The sequence below is a fragment of the Pseudosporangium ferrugineum genome, from assembly GCF_003002065.1.
Classification (GTDB): domain Bacteria; phylum Actinomycetota; class Actinomycetes; order Mycobacteriales; family Micromonosporaceae; genus Actinoplanes; species Actinoplanes ferrugineus_A.
Genome location: NZ_PVZG01000035.1, coordinates 16,848 through 40,451 on the forward strand (window position 1 = coordinate 16,848; position 23,604 = coordinate 40,451).

At 71.5% G+C, this 23,604-nt stretch carries 24 protein-coding genes; 9 read left to right on the forward strand and 15 right to left on the reverse strand.

All coding sequences use genetic code 11. The annotated features are described in order from the left end of the window. The first annotated feature begins 22 nt into the window (after positions 1-22). Positions 23-889, forward strand: coding sequence for a methionyl-tRNA formyltransferase (locus CLV70_RS36310; protein ID WP_211304029.1), 867 nt, complete (start codon positions 23-25; stop codon positions 887-889). Here CLV70_RS36310 and CLV70_RS40620 read toward each other — a convergent pair. The 4 genes from CLV70_RS40620 to CLV70_RS36325 all read right to left on the reverse strand — a co-directional run bounded on the left by CLV70_RS40620 (position 864) and on the right by CLV70_RS36325 (position 3,827). Beyond that, positions 864-1,925, reverse strand: a complete 1,062-nt coding sequence (locus tag CLV70_RS40620; RefSeq protein ID WP_211304030.1) for a tetratricopeptide repeat protein — start codon at positions 1,923-1,925, stop codon at positions 864-866. The genes CLV70_RS36310 and CLV70_RS40620 overlap by 26 nt on opposite strands. 133 nt (positions 1,926-2,058) lie before the next feature. After that, positions 2,059-2,931, reverse strand: a complete 873-nt coding sequence (locus CLV70_RS40625; RefSeq protein WP_211304031.1) for an ATP-binding protein — start codon at positions 2,929-2,931, stop codon at positions 2,059-2,061. Positions 2,932-2,953: 22 nt separating this feature from the next. Beyond that, positions 2,954-3,565 carry a DUF6879 family protein gene (locus CLV70_RS36320; RefSeq protein ID WP_106131159.1) on the reverse strand — a complete coding sequence of 204 codons (612 nt, stop codon included), beginning with the start codon at positions 3,563-3,565 and terminating at the stop codon, positions 2,954-2,956. Beyond that, on the reverse strand, positions 3,558-3,827 hold the full coding sequence (locus tag CLV70_RS36325) for a hypothetical protein (RefSeq protein WP_106131160.1): 270 nt from the start codon (positions 3,825-3,827) through the stop codon (positions 3,558-3,560). The genes CLV70_RS36320 and CLV70_RS36325 overlap by 8 nt, the downstream gene beginning before the upstream one ends. A 93-nt stretch (positions 3,828-3,920) precedes the next feature. On the opposite strand from CLV70_RS36325, the gene CLV70_RS36330 reads away from it, so the two are divergent. Then, on the forward strand, positions 3,921-4,331 hold the full coding sequence (locus tag CLV70_RS36330; RefSeq protein ID WP_106131161.1) for a hypothetical protein: 411 nt from the start codon (positions 3,921-3,923) through the stop codon (positions 4,329-4,331). A gap of 49 nt (positions 4,332-4,380) precedes the next feature. Next, on the forward strand, positions 4,381-5,166 hold the full coding sequence (locus tag CLV70_RS36335) for an SDR family NAD(P)-dependent oxidoreductase (protein WP_106131162.1): 786 nt from the start codon (positions 4,381-4,383) through the stop codon (positions 5,164-5,166). A 120-nt stretch (positions 5,167-5,286) separates the two neighbouring features. On the opposite strand, the gene CLV70_RS36340 is transcribed toward CLV70_RS36335, so the two are convergent. Both CLV70_RS36340 and CLV70_RS36345 read right to left on the reverse strand, forming a co-directional pair. Next, on the reverse strand, positions 5,287-5,799 hold the full coding sequence (locus CLV70_RS36340) for a VanZ family protein (RefSeq protein ID WP_106131163.1): 513 nt from the start codon (positions 5,797-5,799) through the stop codon (positions 5,287-5,289). Between the two features lie 52 nt (positions 5,800-5,851). Continuing rightward, complete coding sequence (locus CLV70_RS36345) at positions 5,852-6,178, reverse strand: hypothetical protein (RefSeq protein WP_106131164.1); 327 nt, start codon at positions 6,176-6,178, stop codon at positions 5,852-5,854. Between the two features lie 191 nt (positions 6,179-6,369). Between CLV70_RS36345 and CLV70_RS36350 the strand changes: the two genes are divergently transcribed. After that, complete coding sequence (locus CLV70_RS36350) at positions 6,370-8,253, forward strand: glycoside hydrolase family 5 protein (protein ID WP_245908730.1); 1,884 nt, start codon at positions 6,370-6,372, stop codon at positions 8,251-8,253. An 81-nt stretch (positions 8,254-8,334) separates the two neighbouring features. Further along, positions 8,335-8,991 (forward strand): fasciclin domain-containing protein, encoded by a 657-nt coding sequence (locus CLV70_RS36355; protein ID WP_106131166.1) that lies wholly within the window; start codon positions 8,335-8,337, stop codon positions 8,989-8,991. Between the two features lie 6 nt (positions 8,992-8,997). On the opposite strand, the gene CLV70_RS36360 is transcribed toward CLV70_RS36355, so the two are convergent. The 7 genes from CLV70_RS36360 to CLV70_RS36390 all read right to left on the reverse strand — a co-directional run bounded on the left by CLV70_RS36360 (position 8,998) and on the right by CLV70_RS36390 (position 17,385). Beyond that, positions 8,998-9,741, reverse strand: a complete 744-nt coding sequence (locus CLV70_RS36360) for an EAL domain-containing protein (protein WP_106131167.1) — start codon at positions 9,739-9,741, stop codon at positions 8,998-9,000. Between the two features lie 46 nt (positions 9,742-9,787). Continuing rightward, complete coding sequence (locus CLV70_RS36365; RefSeq protein ID WP_245908731.1) at positions 9,788-11,044, reverse strand: EAL and HDOD domain-containing protein; 1,257 nt, start codon at positions 11,042-11,044, stop codon at positions 9,788-9,790. A gap of 118 nt (positions 11,045-11,162) precedes the next feature. Beyond that, positions 11,163-12,776: a DUF6345 domain-containing protein gene (locus CLV70_RS36370; RefSeq protein WP_106131169.1), complete on the reverse strand. Its 1,614-nt coding sequence runs from the start codon at positions 12,774-12,776 to the stop codon at positions 11,163-11,165. Between the two features lie 172 nt (positions 12,777-12,948). Beyond that, positions 12,949-13,581, reverse strand: a complete 633-nt coding sequence (locus CLV70_RS36375) for a G5 domain-containing protein (protein ID WP_245908732.1) — start codon at positions 13,579-13,581, stop codon at positions 12,949-12,951. Between the two features lie 65 nt (positions 13,582-13,646). Continuing rightward, entirely contained in the window at positions 13,647-13,865 is a 219-nt protein-coding gene (locus CLV70_RS36380) for a hypothetical protein (RefSeq protein ID WP_106131170.1), read from the reverse strand. A 116-nt stretch (positions 13,866-13,981) separates the two neighbouring features. Then, positions 13,982-16,216 carry a putative bifunctional diguanylate cyclase/phosphodiesterase gene (locus CLV70_RS36385; protein ID WP_106131171.1) on the reverse strand — a complete coding sequence of 745 codons (2,235 nt, stop codon included), beginning with the start codon at positions 16,214-16,216 and terminating at the stop codon, positions 13,982-13,984. Next, a complete protein-coding gene (locus CLV70_RS36390) occupies positions 16,216-17,385 on the reverse strand; it encodes an FIST signal transduction protein (RefSeq protein ID WP_158277915.1) in 1,170 nt (389 codons plus the stop codon). Before CLV70_RS36390 ends, CLV70_RS36385 begins: the two co-directional genes overlap by 1 nt. 137 nt (positions 17,386-17,522) lie before the next feature. Between CLV70_RS36390 and CLV70_RS36395 the strand changes: the two genes are divergently transcribed. Both CLV70_RS36395 and CLV70_RS40000 read left to right on the forward strand, forming a co-directional pair. Next, entirely contained in the window at positions 17,523-17,957 is a 435-nt protein-coding gene (locus tag CLV70_RS36395) for a glycosyltransferase (protein ID WP_106131173.1), read from the forward strand. 36 nt (positions 17,958-17,993) lie between these two features. Next, a complete protein-coding gene (locus CLV70_RS40000; protein WP_158277916.1) occupies positions 17,994-18,149 on the forward strand; it encodes a hypothetical protein in 156 nt (51 codons plus the stop codon). On the opposite strand, the gene CLV70_RS36405 is transcribed toward CLV70_RS40000, so the two are convergent. Next, positions 18,103-18,843, reverse strand: coding sequence for a class I SAM-dependent methyltransferase (locus tag CLV70_RS36405; RefSeq protein WP_170148702.1), 741 nt, complete (start codon positions 18,841-18,843; stop codon positions 18,103-18,105). The genes CLV70_RS40000 and CLV70_RS36405 overlap by 47 nt on opposite strands. Positions 18,844-18,954: 111 nt before the next feature. Here CLV70_RS36405 and CLV70_RS36410 point away from each other — a divergent pair, with 111 nt between their 5' ends. Both CLV70_RS36410 and CLV70_RS36415 read left to right on the forward strand, forming a co-directional pair. Beyond that, on the forward strand, positions 18,955-19,515 hold the full coding sequence (locus CLV70_RS36410) for an isochorismatase family protein (protein ID WP_106131175.1): 561 nt from the start codon (positions 18,955-18,957) through the stop codon (positions 19,513-19,515). Between the two features lie 511 nt (positions 19,516-20,026). Continuing rightward, positions 20,027-20,227, forward strand: coding sequence for a hypothetical protein (locus tag CLV70_RS36415; RefSeq protein ID WP_106131176.1), 201 nt, complete (start codon positions 20,027-20,029; stop codon positions 20,225-20,227). Positions 20,228-22,984: 2,757 nt separating this feature from the next. On the opposite strand, the gene CLV70_RS36420 is transcribed toward CLV70_RS36415, so the two are convergent. Next, on the reverse strand, positions 22,985-23,500 hold the full coding sequence (locus CLV70_RS36420) for an aldo/keto reductase (RefSeq protein ID WP_211304032.1): 516 nt from the start codon (positions 23,498-23,500) through the stop codon (positions 22,985-22,987). Between the last annotated feature and the right edge of the window lie 104 nt (positions 23,501-23,604).

The following is a 23,604-nucleotide window of genomic DNA, read 5'->3' on the forward strand; positions in this document are numbered from 1 at the left end:
GGCCATCGGTATCGTCACGGATGTGGCGGACTCCATGCGTGTCGCCCTGGCGACATTCGGCGTGCAGGAGTTCGCCGCCCTGCACGCGGCCTGCCGCGAAGCCGGTCACGTTCCTGTCGCGTACGTGTACTGCCGCTCGATGAAGCCGAACAGCGAGCCGGATGCGCAGGCGGCCGCGACGGCCGGTCAGCTCGTGGAGGCGTTGCCGCCGGGAATGGACCTGCTGCTGCCGGGCTCTCCGGAGGGACTGGCGGGTGCTCTTGCCGGATACCGGCTGGACCTGATGGTGGTGTACGGCTTCAACTGGAAGCTGCCGGCCTCCGTGCTCGGCGTTCCCCGGTACGGCGTCGTGAACATCCACACCTCTCTGCTTCCCCGGTACCGCGGACCTGCACCGGTCCTGTGGGCGATCCGCAACGGTGATCCCGAGATCGGTGTGACGATCCACCGGATGGACGAGCGGTTCGACACCGGGCCGATTCTTGCTCAGCGCGGGGGCATCCCGCTGGACGAGGACGTCACTCCGCAACGGTTGTGGCCGCTGGTTCGCCCCGTCATCCGCGAGCTGCTCTGGGTCGCCCTGGAAAGGGTCGCGAGTCAGGATCCCGGCCTGCCGCAGGACGATACCGACGCCTCCTGGGCGGGATTCATCGAGCCCGGATTCTCGGTGGTGGACTGGTCGCGGTCGGCGCGGGAGATCCACAACCAGGTGCGGATGTTCGCGTTCATGGGCCGGGACCACGCGCCGGTGGCCCGGGTCGGCGAGCAGTGGCTGGCGGTGTTGCGCACCCGCCTGCGGCCGGGGGACGGCCTCCGGGTCGAGTGTGCCGACGCGCCGATCTGGATCGTGGAGTCGGCGCCGGCTATCGAACCCGCAGCGCCTCGGTGAGGAGCAGGCGCAGCGCCGTGGCGCGGGGATCGTCGAAGTCGGTGATCAGGTCGAGGGCCTCCCGCCACGTTGCCGGGTCGCCGGTGGCGCGGCCGAGGTGGTGCAAGGTCCGGGCGAGATTCCACCGGTCGTTCAGGTCGCGGTGCGTGACGGCGGCCGCGCGATAGAAGTCGGCGGCGTCGTTGCGGCGGCCCATGTCCTCATAGGCCTGGCCGGCCCCGTCCTGGGCGAAAGCCTCCCGGCTGCGGTCGCCGAGCTGCCGCTGCATGACCGCGGCCCGCTGGCAGGACACGAGGGCGTCGGCGGGCCGGCCGGCAGCACGTTGCACAGCGCCGAGTTCGACGAGCCAGTGGGCTTGCCACACCTGGTTCTGGTCATCCTCGGCGATGCTGAGTGCCTGCTCTATGGACGCGCGGGCCGATGCGAGCTCGCCGAGTTCCCGCCGGGCCCAGCAGAGGTGGAACAGGGCGTTGCCCTCGCCGGCGCGGTCGCCGAGCTCGCGGAGCACGGCCACCACGCCGGTCAGGATCTCCGCCGCTGCTCGTGGCTGTCGCACCTCGCAGAGTGTCTCGGCGAGGTTGCCCCGCATGAGTGCCTCCCAGCGTCGGTCGCCGAGATCACGGAAGATGGCGGCGGCCTGCTCGAAGAAGGCCCGGGCCTCGTCGAGCCGCCGGCGCCGCAGACCGATCAGACCCAGTGTGTTGAGCGAGACAGCCTCACCGAACCGGTCGCGTAGGCTCCGCCGGATGGCCAGGGCGCGGCGGTGGCCGGTCTCCGCCTCGTCGAGCCTCCGGGACTGGAAGTACGCCCGGCCCAGACCTTCCAGGGCTTCGGCCTGGCCGCCGAGATCGCCGTCCCGCTCGGCGGAGTCGACCCCGATCGTGCCGGTGACGAGCCAGTCGCCGAAGGCGTTGTGGTGCATGTAGATGCCGCGCAGGACGACGGCGAGCCGCCAGGCGATCGAGTGCAGACCGGCCTCGGCCGCGGCGCGGGTCGCCACGACAAGGTTGCCGCTTTCGGTCTGGTACCAACGCATTGCGGCTTCGTGGGTGTCGAAGGCGAGCGGCACCACCTCGGCGGGGACCGGCTGATTCAGTTCGTAACGGTCGTGGACGGCGATGCGGGACGAGGCTGCGTCGGCAGTGTGCAGATACCACCGGAGGATGCGCTCACGGACCTCGTTCCGGGCTTCGGGAGTCTCGAGATGATGGAAGATCGGCGATCAACTCGTCGAGCCGCATCATCGGCCGGCTCGCGGCCCGTTCGGCGGCGATCCGCAGCGCGAGAGGCAGACGCGCGCACAGCCGGGCCAGTTCGACCAGCTCATGACGTTGGTCCTGGCCGCGGTACCGGGCGGTCACGGCCCCCAGCAGGGCGATCGCGTCGTCCTCGTGCAGGATGTCCAGGCCCAGCCGATAGGCGCCGTCGCGGGCGACCAGCCCGGACAGGTGGCTCCTGCTGGTCACGAGGACAAGGCAGGCGGCAGTGCCGGGCAGCAGCGGCCGGATCTGAGCGGCGGTGGCGGCGTTGTCCAGGACCACGAGCATCCGCCGGCCGGCCATCAGTGAGCGGTACAACGAGGTCCGCTCGTCCAGGTGAACCGGAATCGCCGTCGCCGGAACGCCGAGGCCGCGCAGGAACCGATCGAGTATCTCCTCCGGTACGGCGGGCTGACCGGGATCGTAGCCACGGAGGTTGACGTACAGCTGGCCATCGGGAAAGCGGTCCAGGGCGCGGTGTGCCCAGTGCAGCGCCAGTGAGGTCTTGCCGACCCCGGCCGTACCCGTGATGACGGTGACGGCGGCGGCGTGCGGGTCGTCGGGCTGCTCGCCGGCGAGGTTGGTGAGGGCCGACAGTTCGGAGCGGCGGTTGACAAACCCTCGCACGTCGCCGGGAAGCTGTGACGGCGTCACTGCGAAGGGAGCCTCCACGCGGTGAATGTGCACTCCACCGTGGACGTCGCGGGCCTGGACGACGTCGCCGGCGCCGGTCGCGTCCAGCCTGTTGACGTGGCGGACCTCGTCGCGGTCGTCGATGGGCATCGCCGGGTCACCTCGGCGACGACTACTGCCGGCCGGGCGGCGGCAGCTTCGCGACGTGGGCGGCGAAGAACCGGTCCAAGGGTTGTCCGGCCTCGTACAGGTTCTGGATGAAGCCTTGGCAGCGCAGGACGAGGTCGGGGTCGACGAACCGCCGGGCGGACTCGAGAACCCCGTCATCGTCGTAGATCGCCTGATACATCACCGTGGCGCCCAGGGTGTAGATCTCGGGAAGCGGCGCGTCGTGCTCGAAGTCGGCGACCTGATCCGGGCCGACGATCCGTATGCTGCCGCCGCACTGGTCCCTGACCCGCAGCGCATGCAGCTCCCACTGCAGGTACGCGGTGATCGGCTCTTCGACGACGCGTACCCGCCGGGCGGCGAAACCGTTCTCCTCGACGCGACGGTGGTAATCGGCCATGTCCGCCCGGCCCGCATCGAGCAGGCGCAGCGACTCTTCCCAGTCTCCCTTCGCGAACGCTTCCCAGCTGTCGTATCCGGGCTCCTGGAAGAACTGCTGGCGTTCCAGCTTCCAGAAGCCCAGCTCGTTGATCGCCCAGAAGTTCTTCTCGAAGTCGGCGTAGTAGGCGTCCAGCTCCAGCCGCTCGCCTTCGGCACCGCCAAGAAGCTCATGCATCGGGAATGTCCGCCTTCGCGGCGAGGATGGTCTTCCGCGGGATGACCACCAGCCGTTCGCCGGGATCCACCGTGACACCCTCGGGCAGCCTGCCCTCGTACGACGTGGTCAGGTCCGATCCGATGACCGCGATGTCGCCGTTGTCGAGCTCCCAGATGTCGGGGCAGCTCGAGTTCCCGGACGTCTGTCCAAGTTCGTGAGACGACTTACCGAAGCGCCGAACAAATGATGCAGAAGAATCTGCCTGCCACTTTTTCGACACGAATCTCTCCCGATTCCGAGAACAAGATTACTGAGCGTGACGCTAGCATGGCGGAAGTGTGGCGGCAAACAACCTCACACGGCGGGAGGCGCGGTGACCGACCAGGAACTGGTGACCACGGTCGCGATCACTCTGGCGACGAAGACGGCCGAAGGGCTCGCCGCGGGCGGCCGAGCGGCCTTCGAGGCCCTTGCCCGGCTGGTGCGGCACCGGTTCAAGGGTCGGGCGTCCGTGGAGGCCGCGCTCGACGAGAACGGGTCCGAGCCGGCCGATACTCGCCGGGCAGAAACCCTTCGGGAGGCCCTGGCGCAGGCTGTCGCGGATGACCCGGCTTTTGAAACGGAGCTGCGGAACGGTTGGCGTGCGCTGTCACCCCATCTGATTGCCGGCGGGGACGGCGTGGTCAACAGCGTCTCGGGCACCGTCCAGGGCCACGTGGTGCAGGCGCGAGACGTCCACGGTGGCATCTCCTTCGGCTCCCCGGGGAGGGACGCCGGAGCGTAGTACCGATTGTGCCTGCCTGGGGTGCCGGTCGCGGGGTGATGCTCGCTGCATGACAACTGACAGCAACATTGCGCCGGTCGGGCTGTTGGCCGGGAAGGTCGTTCTTGTTACCGGGGCCAGCCGGGGGATCGGGGCGGCCGCTGCTCGGCTTTTTGCTCGGGAGGGGGCGGCCGTTGTGCTGGCCGCGCGGCGTGTCGAGACGCTGGAGAAGCTCGCCGCGGAGATTCGGGGTGGGGGTGGGGTTGCGGATGCCCTGGCTCTGGAGCTTGCGGATCCGGGGAGTGTGCGGGACGTGGTCGAGCGGGCCGGGCGGGTGCATGGGCGGCTCGATGGGGCGTTCAACAACGGGGCGGTCGTGCAGCGGGGGGTCGGGCCGGTCGAGGTGACCAGCGATGAGGATCTCGATGAGCAGTATGCGGTGAACTTCCGGGCGCACTGGGTCGCGATGAAGGCCGAGGCCGTGGTCATGCGGCAGGGTGGGGGCGGGGCGATCGTCAACACGTCGAGCATCGGGAGCCGGCGGGCGAATCCGGCGCTGCCGGCGTACGGGGCGATGAAGCGGGCGTTGAACAGTCTGACCGAGACGGCCGCGGTGAACTGGGCGCCGCACGGGATCCGGGTCAATGGGATCACGCCGGGCGGTACGGCCACCGAGATGATCGATACCTGGGAAGAGGCGAGTCCCGGCATCAGGAAGCAGCTCGTCGCCTCGGTGCCGCTCGGCCGGCTGGCGGAGCCGCGGGAGGTGGCCGAGGTGGCCGCGTGGCTGCTCAGCGACCGGGCGTCCTACGTCACCGGGGCCGTAGTGCCGGTCGACGGCGGCGCCGGCGCATAGGAGCGGCGCCCGCGCGCGTCACCCGCGGCGCCCGCGCGCGTCACCCGCGGCGCCCGCGCGCGTCACCCGCGGCGCCCGCGCGCGTCACCCGCGCCGCCCGCGCGTAGGCCGGGCTCCTCTTCAGCGGCGGCGCTGGAGTACGGCCGTGAGCACCGCGCCGAGCAGGGCGCCCAGGGTGTTGTTGCGGATGTCGGTGATCGAGCCGGCCCGGCCCGGGATCACGTACTGGACCGTCTCGATGGCCAGGACCAGGAGGAAGCCGAAGGCGGTCGCCGGCAGCCAGCGTCGCCACAGCAGTGCCCCGGAGATGCCGAGGGGCACGTAGAGCGCGATGTTCGCGACCTGTTCGAGGTCGGACGGCGGGGCGACGAGTTGGCGGGCCAGGAGGCCGGGGCGGTCGAGCAGGGTGAGGAAGTGCGGCGGGTTGGCGGCGAAGGTGGCCGGGTCGGCGAAGCTCGGGGTCGCGGTCAGGGCGATGATCGCGCCCGCCGAGACGACCAGCGCCGCGGCGGCCAGCCGGCGGCGGGTGTCGCGGCCGGCCAGGCCGCTGAGCGGCCACGACAGCACGACGAAGGCGGCGAAGATGAGCTGCGGTACCGGGTGCCTGATGAAGGTGAGGAGGCCGATGCCCATCAGTGCGTCGGGGCATATCGGTAGAAAAGCATCACGAACTGCACCCTAGCGGTCAGTTCTCGCCCTGCACCTTCGCGCGGGCGACCCGGTCCGGGCCCAGCCGGTACGTCGGCATGCTCATCAGCTCCGGCGGGAGGTGGTGGCGGCCGGTGTCCGACAGCTCGTCCACGTTCGTCCCGGTCAGGCCGTCGAGCCAGAGCCGGTGCGCGTTCTCCAGCGCCGCGGGGTCCGGGCGGGGCGTACGCGGGGACAGCCGGACCGGCCGGGGGTGGGCCGCCTGCCGGGTGCGGCCCCGGCGGTACAGGACCGCCGCAAAGATGCCCGTCACCGCGAAGGCCGACCAGGTAGTGATGATGATCGTCGTCAGGGAGAGGTTCACACCTCGACGCTAACGAGGGTAAATGTGAGCGGCAGCCACCGATTAACCGGTACGGGTTAGCCACGTCGGCCGAGTTTCCGAGCCGTTCCGGCCGCATCGACTCCGGTTGGTGCCCGGTGCCGGGTCTGGCGTTCGGGGCGCGGATGGCCTTTCATATGGAGAAGTGTCGATGTCCGACCGGAGGTCCGGCCGTGCGTGCTTCCCTGGTTCCCGCGCTCGTCACCCTACTGACCCTGACCATCGCCCCCGCGCCCGCGAGCGCGGCCGGGCCGGCGGCGGCCGACCCCGGTTGGCGGGCGCCGCTGAGCACCCGCGGACGCTACATCGTCGACGCCGACGGGATGCGGTTCAAGCTGCGCTCCGCCAACTGGCACGGGGCGAGCGGCACCTGGAACGGCTCGGGTGACGTCGCCGACGACGCCAACCATCACGCCGGGGAGAACTCGAACCGGATACCGCTCGGGCTCGACCGGGCGCCGCTGGACGACATCGTGGCCGGCTTCCGGTCGATCGGCCTCAACAGCGTCCGGCTGCCGTTCTCCGACGAGATGCTGCGCGACTCCCAGCCGGTGACCGACGCCGCCGTGGCCGCCAACCCGCGGCTGCGCGGCCTGACGCCGCTGCGGGTCTACGACGAGGTGGTCGCGGCGCTCACCGGCGCCGGCCTCGCCGTCATCCTCAACAACCACACCAACACCACCCGATGGTGCTGCGGCGTCGACGGCAACGAGCGGTGGAACACCAGCCAGTCGACCCGGGACTGGGAGGAGAACTGGCTGTCCGTCGTGCGGCGCTACCGCGACAACCCCCGGGTCGTGGGTGCGGACCTCTACAACGAGGTTCGCCGTACGGTGTGGGACGACCCGAACTGGGGGGTGGGCGACGACCACGACTGGTTCGCCGCCTCCCAGCGCCTCGGCGACCGGATCCTGCGCGAGGCCAACCCCGACCTGCTGATCATCGTCGAGGGCATCAACTGGACCGGCATACCCGTCGACGGCTTCCCGCACGAGCGGCCCACGCTCCGGCCCGTACGGTCGCTGTCGCACACGCTCGTCGCCTCCGGGAAGCTGGTCTATTCGGCGCACTTCTACGACTACACCGGCCCGAACCACAGCGGCGCGACCGGGATCGGCGAGACCAGCGATCCGCGCTACGGGGACCTGACCCCCGAGGAACTGCACAACGTTCTCGTACGCGACGCGCTGTACGTGGCCGCCGAGCCGGGCCGGCACTTCACCGCTCCGGTGTGGATCAGCGAGTTCGGCATCGGGGTGAACTCCGGTGTGGACTCGAAGCAGCGCGCCTGGTTCGCCAACTTCACCGGCGAACTGATCCGCGCCGACGCGGACTTCGCGTACTGGCCGGCGGTCGGCTGGGCGGAGAAGCGGGGCTCCAACGGGTGGGCGCTGCTCTACTGGGACTCCGCCGGGCGGCGCACCGGCCCGTACGACGGCGGCGACTGGCGGGCCGGGGCCTGGTCGGCGCTGGTCGGCTCGCCCGGCCGCACCGGATACGTCGAGCCGGTGGCGCGCTGGTCGATGCTGAGCCCCGACCACGGCGACTTCGTGGCGTCGCTGCGGATGCGGGAACGCCCGGACTGGGACTCCGGTGCCCGCAAGGCCGCCTGCCCCGACGGCCAGCGGCTGATCGGGCTGGCGCACACCGGCAACCGCGGGCTCTGCACCGACGTCACGGCCGGCGGCCTGTGGCCGGCCGGGACCGCGCCCCAGGTGGTCACCGACGAGCGGTACGTCACCGACGACTGGGCCTCCGGCTACAGCAAGTTGCAGTGCCCCGCCGGGTCGTTCCTGATCGGGTACGCCGTGCGCGGCGCCGCGATGTCCAGCGCGCTGTGCGCCCCGGCGGCCCCCGCGGTGGGTGGCTCCGGCCGTACGGTGTGGTTCGACCGCGGCGACAACCGGCCGGCCGGCAACCCCGGCGGCGACTTCGCGACCGGCAACTACAAGGGCCAGTGCGGGGAGCGCGAGTACGCGGCCGGGATCGCGTACACCGGGCGGATCGGCTCCCGGCGTACCCCCGACGCCCTGTATTGCCGGCAATTGCCGGCCTGAGGGTGCATCCACGGCGGCGGCAGCGGGCGAAGGACGTGGTGGGTGGCACCGGGCCACCGCGTACCGGAAGGAAGCACGCTGATGAACCTCACCCGACTCGGCAAGCGCGCCGCCGTGGTAGCCACCGCCGCGATCGTCGCCTCCGGCCTGGCCACGGCTCCCGCGTCCGCGTCCACCACGACGAAGCCCCTGGGTACGCGCTCGCTGGCCGCCGTGCTGACGGCCGACAAGAGCGGGTTCGACCGCAACGGCCGCGACTTCGACGTGCTGACCGCCGCCGTCCTCGCGGTGCTCGACGCGAAGCCGGCCAGCCCGGTGAAGGTGCTCACCGACGGGAAGACGGCGCTGACCGCGTTCACCCCGAACGACACCGCGTTCGCCAGGCTCGTCGCCGACCTGCAGGGCACCAAGCGGCTGCCGGGCGAGAAGCAGGCCTTCACCGCCGTGGCGGGGCTCGGCATCGACACCGTGGAGTCGGTGCTGCTCTACCACGTCGTGCCGGGCGCCACGGTCGACCGGAAGGCGGCGCTGAAGGCCGACGGCGCCAAGCTGACCACCGCGTCGGGCGGCACGATCAAGGTCGACGTGTACGGCTGCTGGTGGGCGCGCGGGGTCAAGCTCGTCGACGCCGACCGCAACGACGCCGACGCGCGCGTGGCGAAGTTCGACCTCAACAAGGGCAACCGGCAGATCGCGCACGCCGTCGACCGCGTGCTGCGCCCCGCCGACCTGCCCTGACCGCGGCTACAGCAGCGGTTCGATGTGCCGGCTGGGCAGCGCTCCCGGCCTGGCGATGTAGTAACCCTGCCCGTGGCGTACGCCGAGCGCGAGGAGCTGCTCGTGCTCGGCGTACGTCTCGATGCCCTCGGCCACCAGCAGCGCGCCGATGCTCGCGGCGAAGGTGGTCAGCGCGCGGGCCAGGGCGATGCGTACCGGGTCGGCGTCGATGTCACGGGTGAGCGAGATGTCGAGCTTGATGACGTCCGGGCGCAGCTGGAGGATCTGGCTGAGGTTGGCGAAGCCGGCGCCCGCGTCGTCCACCGCGATGAGGATGCCGGCCTCCCGCAGCGGGCCGATCGCCGCCAGCAGCGCGGTGTAGTCGGTGACCTGGGTGTGCTCGGTGAGCTCCACCGCGATCCGGCGGTGCGCGTGCGCCAGCAGCAGCGTCGTGGTGCGCGGCGTCAGCAGCGCCTCGACCGAGGCGTTGAGGCTGAGCCAGGCGCCCTCGGGCAGGTCGCCGGCGCGTTCCAGCGCCCGTTCCATGGCCAGCAGCTCCAGCTCCACGCCCAGCCCGGCCGCCATGGCGGCGGCGAACGCCTCGGCGGGGCTCGGGAAGTGCCGGCGGTCGAAGCGGGCGAGCGCCTCGTAGCCGCGGACCACGCCGTCCTCCAGCTGCACGATCGGCTGGAACACGACCTGCAGGGCGCCGCTGTCCAGCACGTCGTGAACGGCCTGGGTGCCCGGCGGGGGGAGCTGTGCCACGGTCATGCCCGGCCCAGTCGGCGGGCTACCTCAACGCAGCCTCCAGCCGGCGTCAGGAGACGACGAGCTCCTGCTGCCGGGACGCGGCCGCCACCGTCTGGGTGGACCAGCGCAGGGCGTCCATGACCGCGCCGGTGAGGTCGTTGCCGCCCCGGGCGAAACCCATCCGGGCCATGTCGCCGTGCTCGTACGCGTCGACCACCCGCAGCATCCGGCCGAGCGGCCCGATGCCCCGGGTCAGCGCCGCGACCAGGTCCGCGGTCAGCGGCAGGTGGTTGACCATCGACGAGGCGGTGATGCCGAGCAGCTCGGCGACCGCGGTGATGAGGCCGGCGACGAACGCCGCGTCCGGGTCGGCGTCGAAGCGGGCCGCCAGGTTGTGGCACAGCCGGGCCCGGGTGAGCGCGTTGGTCAGCTGCGCCTCGGTGGCCTCGGCGACGTCGTCGACGACCATGAGCATCGCCCACCGCCGGATGTGGCCGAGCCCCAGCAGCACCACGGCCTGCCGGATGGACGAGACCCGCTGGATGCTGCCGACCGCGGCACTGTTGCTCGCGCGCAGGACCCGCATGGTGAGCGCCGGATCGCTGGAGATGATCTCCACGACCCGGTCGAGGTCGGCGTCCACCTCGCTCAGCGCCCCGAGCAGCTCCAGCCGGCGCAGCTTGAAGGGCGGGATGCAGGCGGCCGTCATCACCTGGGGGCGGCTCAGCACGTACCCCTGGCGCAGTTCGATGCCGTGACGGTCGCAGAGGGCCAGGTCGTCGAGGGTTTCCAGGCCCTCGGCGACGATCTCCACGTGCGGGAAGCCGCGGAAGAACGCCAGCTGGTCGGCGAGGCGGTCCAGGTCGCAGTGCGGCAGATCGAGTTTCACGTACGACGCCAGCGGCAGCAGCCGCTCGTGGCCGGACTGCCACACGAAGTCGTCGAGGGCGATCCGGTAGCCGGCGGCGACCAGGTTCGTCACGCCCGCCACCACCGCGTCGTCCACGTCGATCGTCTCGAGGATCTCCAGCACCACGTTCTCGGGGCCGAAGGGCAGGATCAGCTCGCCGGTGAGGAACTCGCGGGTCATGTTGATGAAGCACATGCGGTCGCCGACGACCTCGTCGAGGCCGAACTCGGTGAAGGCGTTCACGATGACCTGGCTGGTCGCGTACGCGTCCCGGCGGTCCGCCTCGACGGCCTGGGTATTGCCGCGGAAGAGGAGCTCATAGCCGGCGATGTCGCCGGACGCGTCGAAGATGGGCTGGCGCCCGATGTGCACGAGGCGGGCACCCGGCTGAGGAAACTCCGACGTATCTTCCACGGCGTGACGATCGGCCGCGTTGACCCGGGCTTGAGGAAACCCTGCGCCGGACTTGAGAAGGAACGAGGCCGCACCCGGTCGGGCGCGGCCTCGCTGTGTCGCTGTATGCCGGTGTTGTTCAGGAGGCGCCGGAGATGTACCAGTAACCGGTGACCGACGCGGCGGGCACGTCCGGACCGACCGGGCCCTTGCCCCAGAAGTAGTCGTTCATGTTCACCGAGCCGCCCGGGCCGATCGGGCCCATGCTCGCCCACACCACCGAGGCGGGCTGGTCGTCGATCGACGCCTGGGCCCAGGCGCTGCGGACCGGCATCGGGTTGTTCCACCACAGGAACGGGCTGCGCAGCATGTAGTTCGCGTACGTGCCGCCGTGCGAGGCGCTGTGGTACGAGACCGTGTGGAAGCTGTTGATCTGGTGCAGCCCGGCGAACGCCGGACCCCAGCGCTGCCACCACCGCTTGCCGCCCGACTCCTGCGCGAGGATCAGGCAGGTGAACAGGCTCATCCACTCGACGTCGCCGTTGCCCCAGCGGGCCTCGGTGTTCGCCAGGAAGGTGTCGTCGTTGCTGCTGCACCCGGCGAAGCTGAAGCCGGTCGGCGAGCCGTGGCCCTGCCAGTACGTCATGTCGACGTGGTCGGCCCAGTTGCTGTCGTCGCCGCCGAAAGCCGGGTCCTTGAAGTCCTGCTCCCACGCGTTGTGGTCGCGCCAGCTGAACTCGACCGGGATGCCGCGGCTGGTGAACTGGTTGTTGAAGGAGTTGAGGTTGTTGCTGGTGTACGGCAGCCCCGAGCACACGCCGGTGCCCTCGCTGCCGACGTCGGCGCGGCCGTACGCCCGCGACGCCGGCCCGGACTGCGTGCTCTTGCTCGCGCCCGCCGCCGGGCCGGCGGTCCCGCGCGGCTCCTGCGGCTCGGGCGCCGCGGCGAGCGGGGCGTCGACCGCGGCGGGCACGACGACCCGCTGGGCCTGGGCGCCCGCGACGTCGACGCCGGCGCAGCGGAAGCTCGGCTCGATCGTCTGCGCGCCGGTGGACAGCGCCGGCGCCCAGTAGATCGGGGTCGCGGAGGCCACGCGTACGGCGGGACCCATCGCCTTGGCGCACCGGGCCCGCGCCTCGGCGGCGGTCAGCACCTCGACCGAGCCGGCCTGCGCCAGCGTGCGGGTGCTGAAGGAGAGGCTGGTGGCGGCGCCCTTGCCGTCGAACGCCACGCGGATCTTGGCGCCGGGGCCCTCGTAGGGGAGGCCGGCGAGGGTGAACGCGTACGACACGGCGGTGTCGAGGGCGGCCGAGACGGTGGTCCGGCCCCGGCGGTCGACGGCCGTGACCGTGGTCTTGCGCGCGCTCGCCTTCGCGCCGCGGGGCAGCAGCTTCGCCGCGCCGAGCGCCTTCGCCGACCGCCGCAGGGCGTCGGCCTCACTGATCGTCCGCAGCCGCTTCAGCGCCGCCACGTCGAGCACCGTGGTCGTCGTCGGCTGCCCGTCCTCGTCCTTGCCCTCGCCGGTCACCCGGGTCGGCACGGACAGGAACGACTTCTCGGCGGCGTACCGGACACTGCCGTCCTCGCCGCGCGCGATCTGCTTGAGACCGAGCGCGCGGGCCAGGCCGGCGGTCTGCGCCTCGCTGAGGCCGGCCGACCGTACGCCGAAGACCGGAAGCGTCGCCCGCCCGGCCGCCTGAGCCGGCGCCGCGATCACGCTGACGCCCAGCGGTACGGCGAGCGCCACGGCCACCGCGGCAGCCGCCTCCCGTCGCCGTCGGTTCGGTGTTGTCTCGCACTGCATCACGGACCCCCGTCTGATGGATGCGGCACCACTCGGTGCCGCGCCCAGTATGGACGGAAGATTTCGCGCCAAATGCGTTTATAAGGCGTATGACGGATAGGCGACAGCGACGTCAGACCTCTCACGTGTCACAGGCGATCCCGTCGTGATCTCGATCGAGGTCGTACGGGTCGCTGCCGGTCACCCGGACGGGACCGTCCACGTACGCCGGTCCGTTCCCGCTCCCACCGGCGCAGTCCACATCGGAGGCGACCGGCACGCACGGGTCGTAGCCGGGCGTGCAGTCCCCGCCGCCGTCGTCCTCCGGCTCGGGCTCGACGTACGTCCCCACGGCGACCACCTCGGTGACCGGCTTGCGGGTGACCCGCGAGGAGACCAGCCTGCGTGCCGTCTCCCGCCCGTCGACCAGTGTGACCTCGTACGTGCGCGTAAGGACGCCGTCGACGCCCTCGGTCACCCGCTCGCGCTCGCCCTTGGGCAGCGAGTCGTCCTTCTCCGTACGCGTCTTGTGCTTGATGGCGCTGGTCTTCGTGACCGTCTTCTTCTCGGTTCTCGGCGTCGTCGCGGTGGTGGCGGCCGGCGCCCCGCCGGCGAACTGCTGCACCCCGGGGGCGGCGGCGGGGGGCGTCTCATCGCCGGCGAGGGCGCCGAGGACGGTGAGCCCGCCGCAGCACGGGAGAACGAGGGCGGCGACGATGATCCCGGCCCGGTGCAGGGGCCGCAGCCGCGACCACGCGGATGTCTGGTTCGTCACCGGCACAGTCTGGGCGTCCGTTTCTCAAGGTCAGATCAGCTTTTCGGCGGGGGTGGGCTGCCTGCTCAGGTGGCGCCGCCGCCGGCCGGGGCGGTGACGCCGGAGGAGGCCGGCGCCGGGCGGGGGCCGCGGTGCGGCTCGCGTGACGCGCCGAGGGCCAGGAGGCCGAGGAGGGCCGTGAGCAGCACCGCGGCGATGACGAACTCGATCCGGTCGCGGCGGCGGGTGCGCCAGAGGCCGCGCGCGGGGAGTTCGTCGTACCATCGAGGTTCGTGATCGGCCACCGGCCCAGTCTCCGGCCGGGCGCCGCCGTACGTGATCGGTGAAAGAAGTAAAAAGATTTAGCCTCTTTCTGGACCGCGTTTCGTCCGTTCGGCTCGTTTACCGCCGCGGCGCGCCGTCAGACCGGCACCGGGAGCCGGCCGGCGAGCTCGCCGGCGCTCACCGGAGGGCCGAGGGCGCCGCCCTGGCCGAAGCCGCAACCCGCCGCGAGCAGCGCCGCGACCTCTTCGTCCGGGCCCACCTCCTGCGCCACCACCACCTCGCTGAACTGGCGCGCCGCCGCGACGAGCCGGCGCCGGCCGTCCGGGGTGAGGGCCGGCCCGAGGCTCGCCAGATCGATCTTGACCAGGTCGGGGGCGACGCCGCAGAGGTCCGCCAGCGCGAACGGCGCCGAGCCGAAGTCGCGCACCGCGATCCGGAAGCCGTCGCGCTGCCAGCGGGCCACGTGCGCGGCGACCTTCTCCGCCTCGTCGGCCAGCACCCGCGCGCTGACCTCGAAGGTCACGTCGGCGGGGGCGAGCCCGTTGAGGCCCAGCACGTTCTGGGCGCCGGCCCGGAACCGCTCGTCCACCAGCTGGTGGGCGTCGAGCTGCAGGTGCAGGCCGAGGCCGGTCACGCCGGTGTGCCGCCACGCGGCCAGCTCCCGGCAGCCCTGCGCGAGCAGCCAGCGCTGGATCCGGCCGCCCACCTCGGTCTCCGCCGCCAGCGGCAGGAAGTCGGCGGGCGCCAGCAGGCCGCGCTGCGGATGCTCCCAGTACGGCGCGGCGGCGACCGCCACCACCTCGCCGGACGCGAGGTCGACCACCGGTGCGTACCGGGTGACCAGCCGCCGGTGCACCAGCGCGGTGCTGAGGTCGGTCTCCAGCTGCACCCGGTTGAGCATGTCGGCGTGCATCTCCGGGACGTACACCTGGAGGTGTCCCTCGCCGAGCTTCTTGGAGCGGTACATCGCGACGTCCGCGTCGTGCAGCACCTGCGCGGCGTCCTGGCCGGCGGTGCTGACCGCGACGCCGATGCTGGCGTTGACGTGCACGAGGTTGCCGAGCACCTCGAAGGGCGCGCGGATCTGCCCGGAGATCCGCTCCGCGACCGCCACCGCGTCCGCCAGGCCGGCGGCGGGCAGCAGCACGGCGAACTCGTCGCCGCCCAGGCGGGAGCTCGTGTCGCCGTCGCGCAGGCAGCTCCGCAGCCGCCGGGCCACCTCCGCCAGCAGTTCGTCGCCCGCGGCGTGGCCCAGCGAGTCGTTCACCGGCTTGAACCGGTCCAGGTCGATGAAGAGCACGCCGACCGTCTCGCCCCGGTCGTGGCCCTCGAGCAGCGACTGCTCCAGCCGGCCGGTGAACATCACCCGGTTGGGCAGCCCGGTCAGCGGGTCGAGCTGAGCCTCGTGCACCGCGCGTACGGCGGCGGCATCGGTCACCGCCATCCCGGCGTGGTCGGCGAGCGCGAGCAGCGCCTCCCGGTCCGCGTCGGTGAACGGCGGCTGACCGGCCGTACGGCCGACCGTCAGCGCACCGACCACGGTGTCGTTCTCCACCACCGGGCACGCCATCGTCGCCGCCGCCCCGGGCAGCTCGCCGCTGCCGTCGTCGAGCGCGACCAGGCGCCGGTGCGACATGGCCGCATCGGTCAGCGGCGCGGCCGACCTCGGCACCCGCAGCCCCAGCTCGGACTCGGTGGCCCCGGCCGACGCGGCCAGGCGCAGATCCTCCGAGTCCGGCGCGGCCAGCAGGCGCAGGGTGGACGTACGGCCGTGCAGCAGCAGGTGACCCGCCTCGGTGATGGTGTCCAGGATCTCGCGCAGCGGGTCCCGGCGCGCGATGGCACCCTCGATCCGGCGCAGCGACTCCACCAGCGCCTGCCGCGCCTCCAACTCCCGCACCAGCCGGGCGTTCTCGGCGGCCTGCCGATCGCTGTGCTCGCGGAGCCGGCGCTCGGCGGTGAGCGTCTCCATCATCGTCAGGCTCAGCGACAGCACCCGCGCGGTCGCCCGGAGCAGGCTGATCTCGTCGGGGGAGAACGGGTCCTGGAGGCGGGCCAGCAGCAGGTGGCCGGAGACCTCGCCGCTCATCGTGGCCACGGCCAGGTGACAGTCGCCGACGCCCGGGAGCTGGGCCCGGCGGGCGCCGGACTGGGCGAGCTCGCGGACCAGGCCGGTGGGGCACTGGCGGCGGGGGAAGCCCACCGACACCACGTCGTCGTCGCGCAGCACCGCGCAGACCTCGGCCTCGGCGGCCGACGCGGCGTGCTCCGCGGCCACCTGCATCGCCCGGCGCTCGTCGGAGACGCTGGCCATCAGCGCGACGAACTCGGCCAGCAGGTGGGTGGCGCCCACCCCCGAAGCCATCCGCATCAGTCCACCGCCAGCACGGCCACGGCATAGTTGTGCAGGCCGTCGATGCCGCGGGTGCGGGCGATCTCCCCGGCCGAGTAGAAGCCGGCCAGCGGGGTGCCGTCCGGGCCGGCGAGGCGGCGCACCTCGTCCGCCAGCCCGGGACCGGCGTCGAGCACCTGGCGGCGGCCCATGCAGTTGAAGGCCAGCAGCCCCAGGGCCGGACCCGGAAGAGCTTCGACCGCTTGCGTACGCGCGAAGCCCGCGGCGTCCAGCAGATCCTCGGGAGTCGCGTCGCTGAGCCACACCGTGCCGCCCTCGGGAACGTTCGCCGGGCACAGCAGCGAGCGGGTCGCCAGATCGGCGCCGCTGACCAGGCGCACCTCGCGGCCGCTGCGGCGGCGGATGCTCAGCGGGTGGTCGAGGGCGAACCGGGCGAACGCCCGCGGGTCCCGGTAGGCCTCCGCCGGGGCGTTCAACCGGTCGAGGTACGTGTCCAGCGCCGGCCGGTCGTCGAGCTCGTCGATCCGGCCCCGGCCGCTGCGGGTGACCAGGATGGGGTCGCCGACGACGCCGTACCCGTTGCCGACGCCGATGCCGAAGTGCCCCTCGGTGCGCATCGCCACGGTGACCAGCGCGTCGGCGACGGCCTCACCGCGGTGCAGCACGAAGGCGGACCCGGTCCGGGCGTCCGAGCCGGCGCAGCCGCCGATCAGCGGCATCGAGGCGCCGAGCGTGTCGTACGCGCCCCGCAGCACCTCGCCCTGCTGCTCGGCGCGGCCGTCCATGAACATGAGCATCGCCGTACGCCCGCCGTCCGGCAGTGCGGTCGCGCATTCCGCGGCCTCCGCGCCGACCTCGCGGGGACGCTCGTTCAGGCCGCCGACCAGCCGGGTCTCGACGTCGAGGCCCGGGCCGCCGAGCGCGGCGACCACCACGCCGTCGTCGCCGGCGCCGGCGCCGGTGAACTCGCCCGCGGTGGAACAGCCGACCACGGGTACGCCGCCGGCGATCTTGCCGACGCCGCGGAGCACCGCCGCCAGATCGTGGCGCGGGTTGCCGAAGACGACGATGAGCCGCCCGTCCCCGCGGTCACCCACGGCCGCCGCGGCGGCGAGCAGGCCGGCCTCCTCCGCGTTCGGGTCGGCCGACGTTCCTACGCCCATCCATCGAGAGTCACTCTGGGTCACGATGCGATTCCTCCTGGTAATCCTCAACCAGGATCGGCTCTCCGGGCGGCGGACTGAGCAGAAACGGCCGGACACGTTTGCGCGGCCTTTGAGGACGGGATGAGGTTGCATTGAGGTTGCGGACCGAACTACGCGGCATGACGAACTCCAACCTCCTCGCCGTCCCGCCGGTGGTCGTTGCCGGTCCCGCCCGTGACCTCGCGCCGCTGCCCTGGCCGTACGCCGTCAGCAGCGTCGAGCTCACCGTCGTCGTCCCCTTCCAGAACCCCGGCGCCCGGCTGCAGGATGCAGTGCAGCGGCTCAGCGACGCCCTGCACGCCCAGCGGATCTCGTTCGAGGTCATCGCGGTGGCGGCCGGCTCCCGCAACGGCTCCGCCGGGTCGCTCGGCGACATCGCCCACACCCGCGTCGTCACGTCGGCGCACATCCAGGACAAGGGCGCCGCGATGCACTTCGGCTTCGCCATGGCGCGGGGCGCGTGGATCTGCTTCGCGGACATCGAGGGTGAGGCGGAGGTCGACGCGTACGAGCTGGTCGAGCACTTCCACCTGGCCCGCGAGAAGAACGCCTGACCGCTCGCCATGTCCGAGGGGATGATTCTGCTCTGCGTGCCGTTCGCGGGTCTGGCGGCGCTGCTCTACCTCAACGCGTACCTGTGCCGGGAACCCGCCGACGCCGGCGACGGCCCGCGGCGACGACGGACCGACCTCGCCACCCTCAGCCCCGTGACGCCCGTACCAGGAAACGGTGTGCTGTCGCGGTGAACTGCCCCTGCGTACGGATGACCCCGTCGATGCGGCGCAGTGCCCGCTCGTACCGTTCCGGGCTGAAGTCCCGCACCTGCCACGGCACCGCCCGGAGCTGATAGACGATGGCGCCGACGTCGTGGAACGTGAGCGGCGGACGCTCCTCGCGTACGTCGGTCACCTCGAGCCCGGCGGCCTCCAGAGCCGCGACCGCCGTGGCCGCCGTCCAGCGCTGCGGCGCGGGCGGGGGAGCGCCCAGCTCGGCGTTCAGGTCGGCGAGATCGTCGCTGCCCACCTGCTGACTGAGCACCGTCCCACCCCGCCTGAGCAGCCGCGCAATGTCCTCGGCCGGCAACCGCCCGTGCCGGCTCAACACCACGTCGAACTCCTCCTCACCACCCGGCAACTCCGTGACCACGGACACCCCGTACGGAGCCAGCCGATCCCGTGCGACCGGCACGTTCGGCGCCCAGCTCTCCACCGCCACGGTGTGCGAGGGCAGCGGCGCCAGCTCGGCGAGCAACTCCCCGCCGCCCGTGTCCAGATCCAGCACACCGTGCGCCCGGCGCAGCAGCGACCGCGCCAGCGACGGATACGACCAGGACGGATCCGACCCGACGGCCCGGCCGTCCAGCCAGGCAAACTCCCAACCCGTGATGGGTACGCCCACGGCCTCGCCCACGAGCTGGTCATAGAGCCGTCCGGAACGCATGACCCCGACGTTAACCGGGCAAGGTGTACGGCGCGACCCGGTTCCCACGGTTGTGTCGTACCCCCGGCCTAGCATCTCCACGACTGCCGCCACCCGGCCCGGAGGTGCCCCATGACCACGCTCGACGACCGTCCCCGCACCGCGCTCGTCGTCATCGACGTCCAGAACGGCGTCATGGCGAACGCGTACGACCGAGACCGGGTGATCGCCAACATCGCCACCCTCGTCGACAAGGCCCGCACCACCGGCACCCCGGTCCTCTGGGTCCAGCACAGCGCCGCCGACCTCCCCCGCGACAGCACCCCCTGGCAGTACGTCCCCGAACTCCCGCACCGCCCCGAGGAACCGGTCGTCCACAAGCGCTACGGCGACTCCTTCGAGGACACCGACCTCGAAGCCACCCTGGCAGCCCACTCCATCGGCCACCTGATCGTCGCGGGAGCCCAAACAGACGCCTGCATCCGCTCCACCCTCCACGGCGCGATCACCCGAGGCTACGACACCACCCTGGTATCCGACGCCCACACCACCGAGGACCTGACGGCCTACGGAGCCCCCACCCCCGACAAGGTCATCGCCCACACCAACCTGTACTGGCAGCACCACTCGGCCCCCGGCCGCACAGCAGGAACCAAGAAGACCGCCGAGGTCACCTTCAACCCCACCCCCTGACCTCCGCCGGCCCCTCTTCCGCCCCTGCCCTACGCTCTTTCCGCTCCTGGCCCGCCCCTGCTCTCCGCTCTTTCCGCTCCTGGCCCGTCCCTGCCCTAAGCTCCTTCCGCTCCTAGCCCGTCCCTGGCCTCCACTCCCTTCGTCCTCGGTCCGTCCGTGGCCTCCAGCTCCTCCGCTCCTGGCCCGCGCCTGGCCTCCAGTCCCTCCGCTCCTGGCCCGTCCATGGCCTCCGCTCCCGGGCCTTCCCTTCCTGGGCTCCGCTCCTTGGCCCCCACTTGCTGGCCTTCCTTCCCGAGCTCCCATCCGCAGGCCTCCACTCCCAGGCCTCCACCCCCAGGCCTCCACCCCCAGGCCTCTACCCCCAGGGCAGTCGAAGGCAGGCCACCCCTACGACTTTCGTCCGATCACCAGGCCCCCCGAACCCCACTGGCTGGCGATGCGACACCCCACCCCGCCCCGGAATAGTCATCCCCAAGCGGCGAACAGCCGCCCCGGAGACGAGGAGGCCCCCATGACCACCAACGCCAGCGTCCTGAACGACATCCCCCACTGGGAGGTCGGAACCCGCGCCACCCCCACCCCCTACCCAACCGCCCCCAAACCGGCCCCCCACCAACTCCTCGAAATCCTCACCGACCCCGCAGTAATCCGCCTCGGCTACCTGGCCGCAGCCCTGACCACAATCTCCCTGACGGTGACGGCCCTCCTCTAGCCCACGCACCCACCCACGCACCCGACCGTTTCCGTCTATCCCCAACGGGCCTCGCCCGGGCACAACCCCAGCTGAACACCAAGCAGAGCGCGGCCGTGGTGACCACGCCTGTCTCGGCGTTTGGCCAGACTTACCGGCCCGGCCCTGACGCCGGCTCTCCTGCCCCGGCGCGAGCCTCTCTCTCGGTCCCTCCGGACGACTGACTTGGCCCGGCTTATTCGCCCTGGCCAGACCGCCTCGCTACGGACGGCCTCTCCTGCCTGGCCAGACCGCCTCGCTACGGACGGCCTCTCCTGCCTGGCCAGACTGCCTCCCTGCGGACGGCCTCTCCCGCCCGGCCAGACCGCCTCCCTGCGGACGGCCTCTCCCGCCTGGCCCGACCCCGCGCCGGTGCCCTCTGCCCTGACTCCCTCCGCGTCGGCACACTCTCCGCGTCGGCACACCCTCCGCACTCGGTCGCCCCGAACCCGACCGTTTCCGCGCCCGCTGCCTCGATGCCCCATGCGCCCACTGGTCTCTGCGCCCCACGTCCGATTTCCGCCTCGCGTCTGACTTCCGCGCCCGCTGTTTACGCGCCCGCTGTTCCGCGCTTGGCCCGCCCGGTTACCTGCACGCTTGACCGTCTTTACCCGGCAGCCCTCCATCAGCGCAAGGCCAGCTCAAAATCGGATCCCTCCCCACCAGGATCCGCGCGAACTAGTCAAATCTGGCTTGCCCCAATCGGCGCCCCATCCTTCCTCCGTCCGAACGGCGACTCGATCAGAGGCGCCACTCATGTGTCATTTGCGCAACTGGCACGCTGTAGCGCTTCCCCGATTGCGCACCGCCATATTCTCGGTAAGAAGCCGCCAACATTTCCCCCTCTCCGCGCAGACCCACGTGCTGCGTTGCGACCCGACTGGACTGCTCACCCTGGCCCGCGCTGATCACCTTGCCCGCGCCGGCCCGCGCTGCTCACGCGGGCCCGCGCTGATCACGTTGCTCACGCGGGCCCGCGCTGCTCACGCTGCCCACGCCGGTCCGCGATCCCCGCGGTACTTACGCTGGCCCCTGTTGCTCGCCCAGCCCGTGTTGCTCGCCCAGCCCGTGTCGCGCACACCAGTTGCGTTGCTCATCGCGATCCTTGCCGAGGTGGGGGCATGTCCTTGACGTTATGTGCAACGGAGCGAAGAAGGATTGAGGGCGAGCGACTGCCTCCGACGTTATCAAAGTGTTTGATGCGGCCGTACTCTCAATTCTTACGATCCTCTGACATCAGGATTTGGCATGATCAAATGGCAATCGGAGGCAGATATTGTCGCCCGGTTGCGGGAGAATCACTTCCATGCGGCAGCTCCAGTTGTTCACTCAGGCGGAAATCGCCGGCATGCGCGACCGCACGGCTTCCCGCGCATACTCTCCTGAGGGCCAGCGGTTCCGCCTTGCACACGAACGTCATCGCGCGTGGGGCCTTACCCGCCGGCACAACGAGCGCCTTCGTCGCACCAAGGCCAATCCGTCAAGCATGCTCCAGCCGGGAGCCGCCCGACTTGGCGATGCGGCCGGCGATCGCCGCCTCCCATCCGCCACTAAGGTGGTGGCGTGCCTACCGGCGCGGGCGAAGGCTTCGGGGGCGTGTCTACTCGAACAGCCACCGCGCGATCCGGCACCAGCCAGCACGCCGCAACGTGACCTCCGGGATCCCCGGGGTGTCAGCACTGACCCGCCCCGGAGGCCCAGTCCGCGGTCGACCCTAGCTCGGCGGCCTGTTGCTGCTTCGCGGTCAGCTTCTGCCCTGCGGCCTGCAGCTGCTTCGCGGTCAGCTCCTGCCCTGCGGCCTGCAGCTGCTTCGCGGTCGACCCCAGCCCTGCGGCCTACTGCTGCTCCGCGGTCGGCTCCTACGGTGGGGTCGGTTTCTGCTGGGCGGTCGGTTACGACTGGGCGGTCGGTTCTAGCTCCGCCGTCGGCCCGTGCTGGTGGGTCGATTTCTGCTCGGCAGTTGGCGCCTGCTCCGCACTTGACACCTGCTCCGCGGTCGGTCCCTGTCTCGTGGTCGGTCCCTGCCCCGCGACGTCGGCTTGGTGCTCTGGGGCCGGCTGGGGAGCCGCGACTCAGGCACGGTAGTGCCGGGCTTGCTGAAAGTTCGCGACTCCGCTTCCTGGTTCCTGGGCCCTCGGCATCGTTGAACGCTTTTCCAGCCCTTCCGACCGGTCCGCTCCCAGGTGTTGCATTGCACGGACGGTCGTGTGCGGTGACCTGTAAGCGCGGGATGGTGCCGTCGATGCTGTTGACCGTGCGCCGCGCTACTTCCGGCAGCTGCGTGATGCTGGTGAGGCACGTATCGGTCCATTGGGGACGTGGCGCGAGATCGGGGCCCCGCAACGTGATCTGGTTGCCACGGGTCGATGGGGAATTGGGGTGTGGAGTCGCTCAGCAGGGATGTGGTCCGCCTCCTGCGGCCGGGTGGGGACGCGCTCTGCGCCCGACGGGGCCGCTGGGTCGTAGCCGGTCGTGTGGCGTGGGCACGGCGGCGGGGCCACGAGGCAAAGGACTACGGCTGGCGGGCCTGTCCCGCGCGGAGCACGGCACGGGTGGCCGGGCCATGGATGGCGGGCCGTGAGTGGCGGGTCATGGATGGCGGGCCGTGAGTGGCGGATCACGAGTGGCCGGTCGTGGGTGGCGGGGTCGTGGGTGGCCGGGCCGTGGGTGGCGGGTCACGGGGCTGCGGGTGGCGGGGCCACCGGCGATGGGTCAAGGGTGGCGGTGGCGAGGGGGGCTTCAGGGGGTGAGGGTGTTCAGGGCTTCTTGGGCTTCTTGGTCCAGGTGGATTCGGGTGGTTGTGGTGTTGTCGATCAGGTGGGGTAGGGAGGATGTGCCTGGGATCAGGAGGACGTTGGGGGCCAGGTTGAGGAGCCAGGCGAGGGCTACCTGGGAGGGGAGGGCTCGGAGGCGGTGGGCTGTCGCCGTCAGGGTGGGGTGGGTCAGGAGGTGGTTGACGCCGCCGAAGGCTGAGGCCAGGGGGAAGAAGGGGACGAAGGCTATGCCTAGTTCCTGGCATTCTCGGAGGATGGGGAGGGAGTCTCGGTTCAGGAGGTTGAGGGCGTTCTGGACGCAGACGATCTCGGTGTGGTGGACCGCTTCCAGGAGGCGGTCGCGGGTGGTGTTGCTGAGGCCTATGCCGGCTATCAGGCCCTCGTCGCGGATGGCGATCATGGCGTCCAGGAGGGCCTTGAAGTCGTAGGGGGCCGTGTTGTCGTCCGGGAGGCGGAGGTTGACCGCGTCCAGCCTCTCCACGGCCAGGGAGTGTCAAGCCCCGGGTTTGATGGAGAGTTGGTTAGCTGGTTTTCAGGGGTGCAATGACCGGCTGGGTCATCACGTGTAGTGCCTCGTGTTCGGCG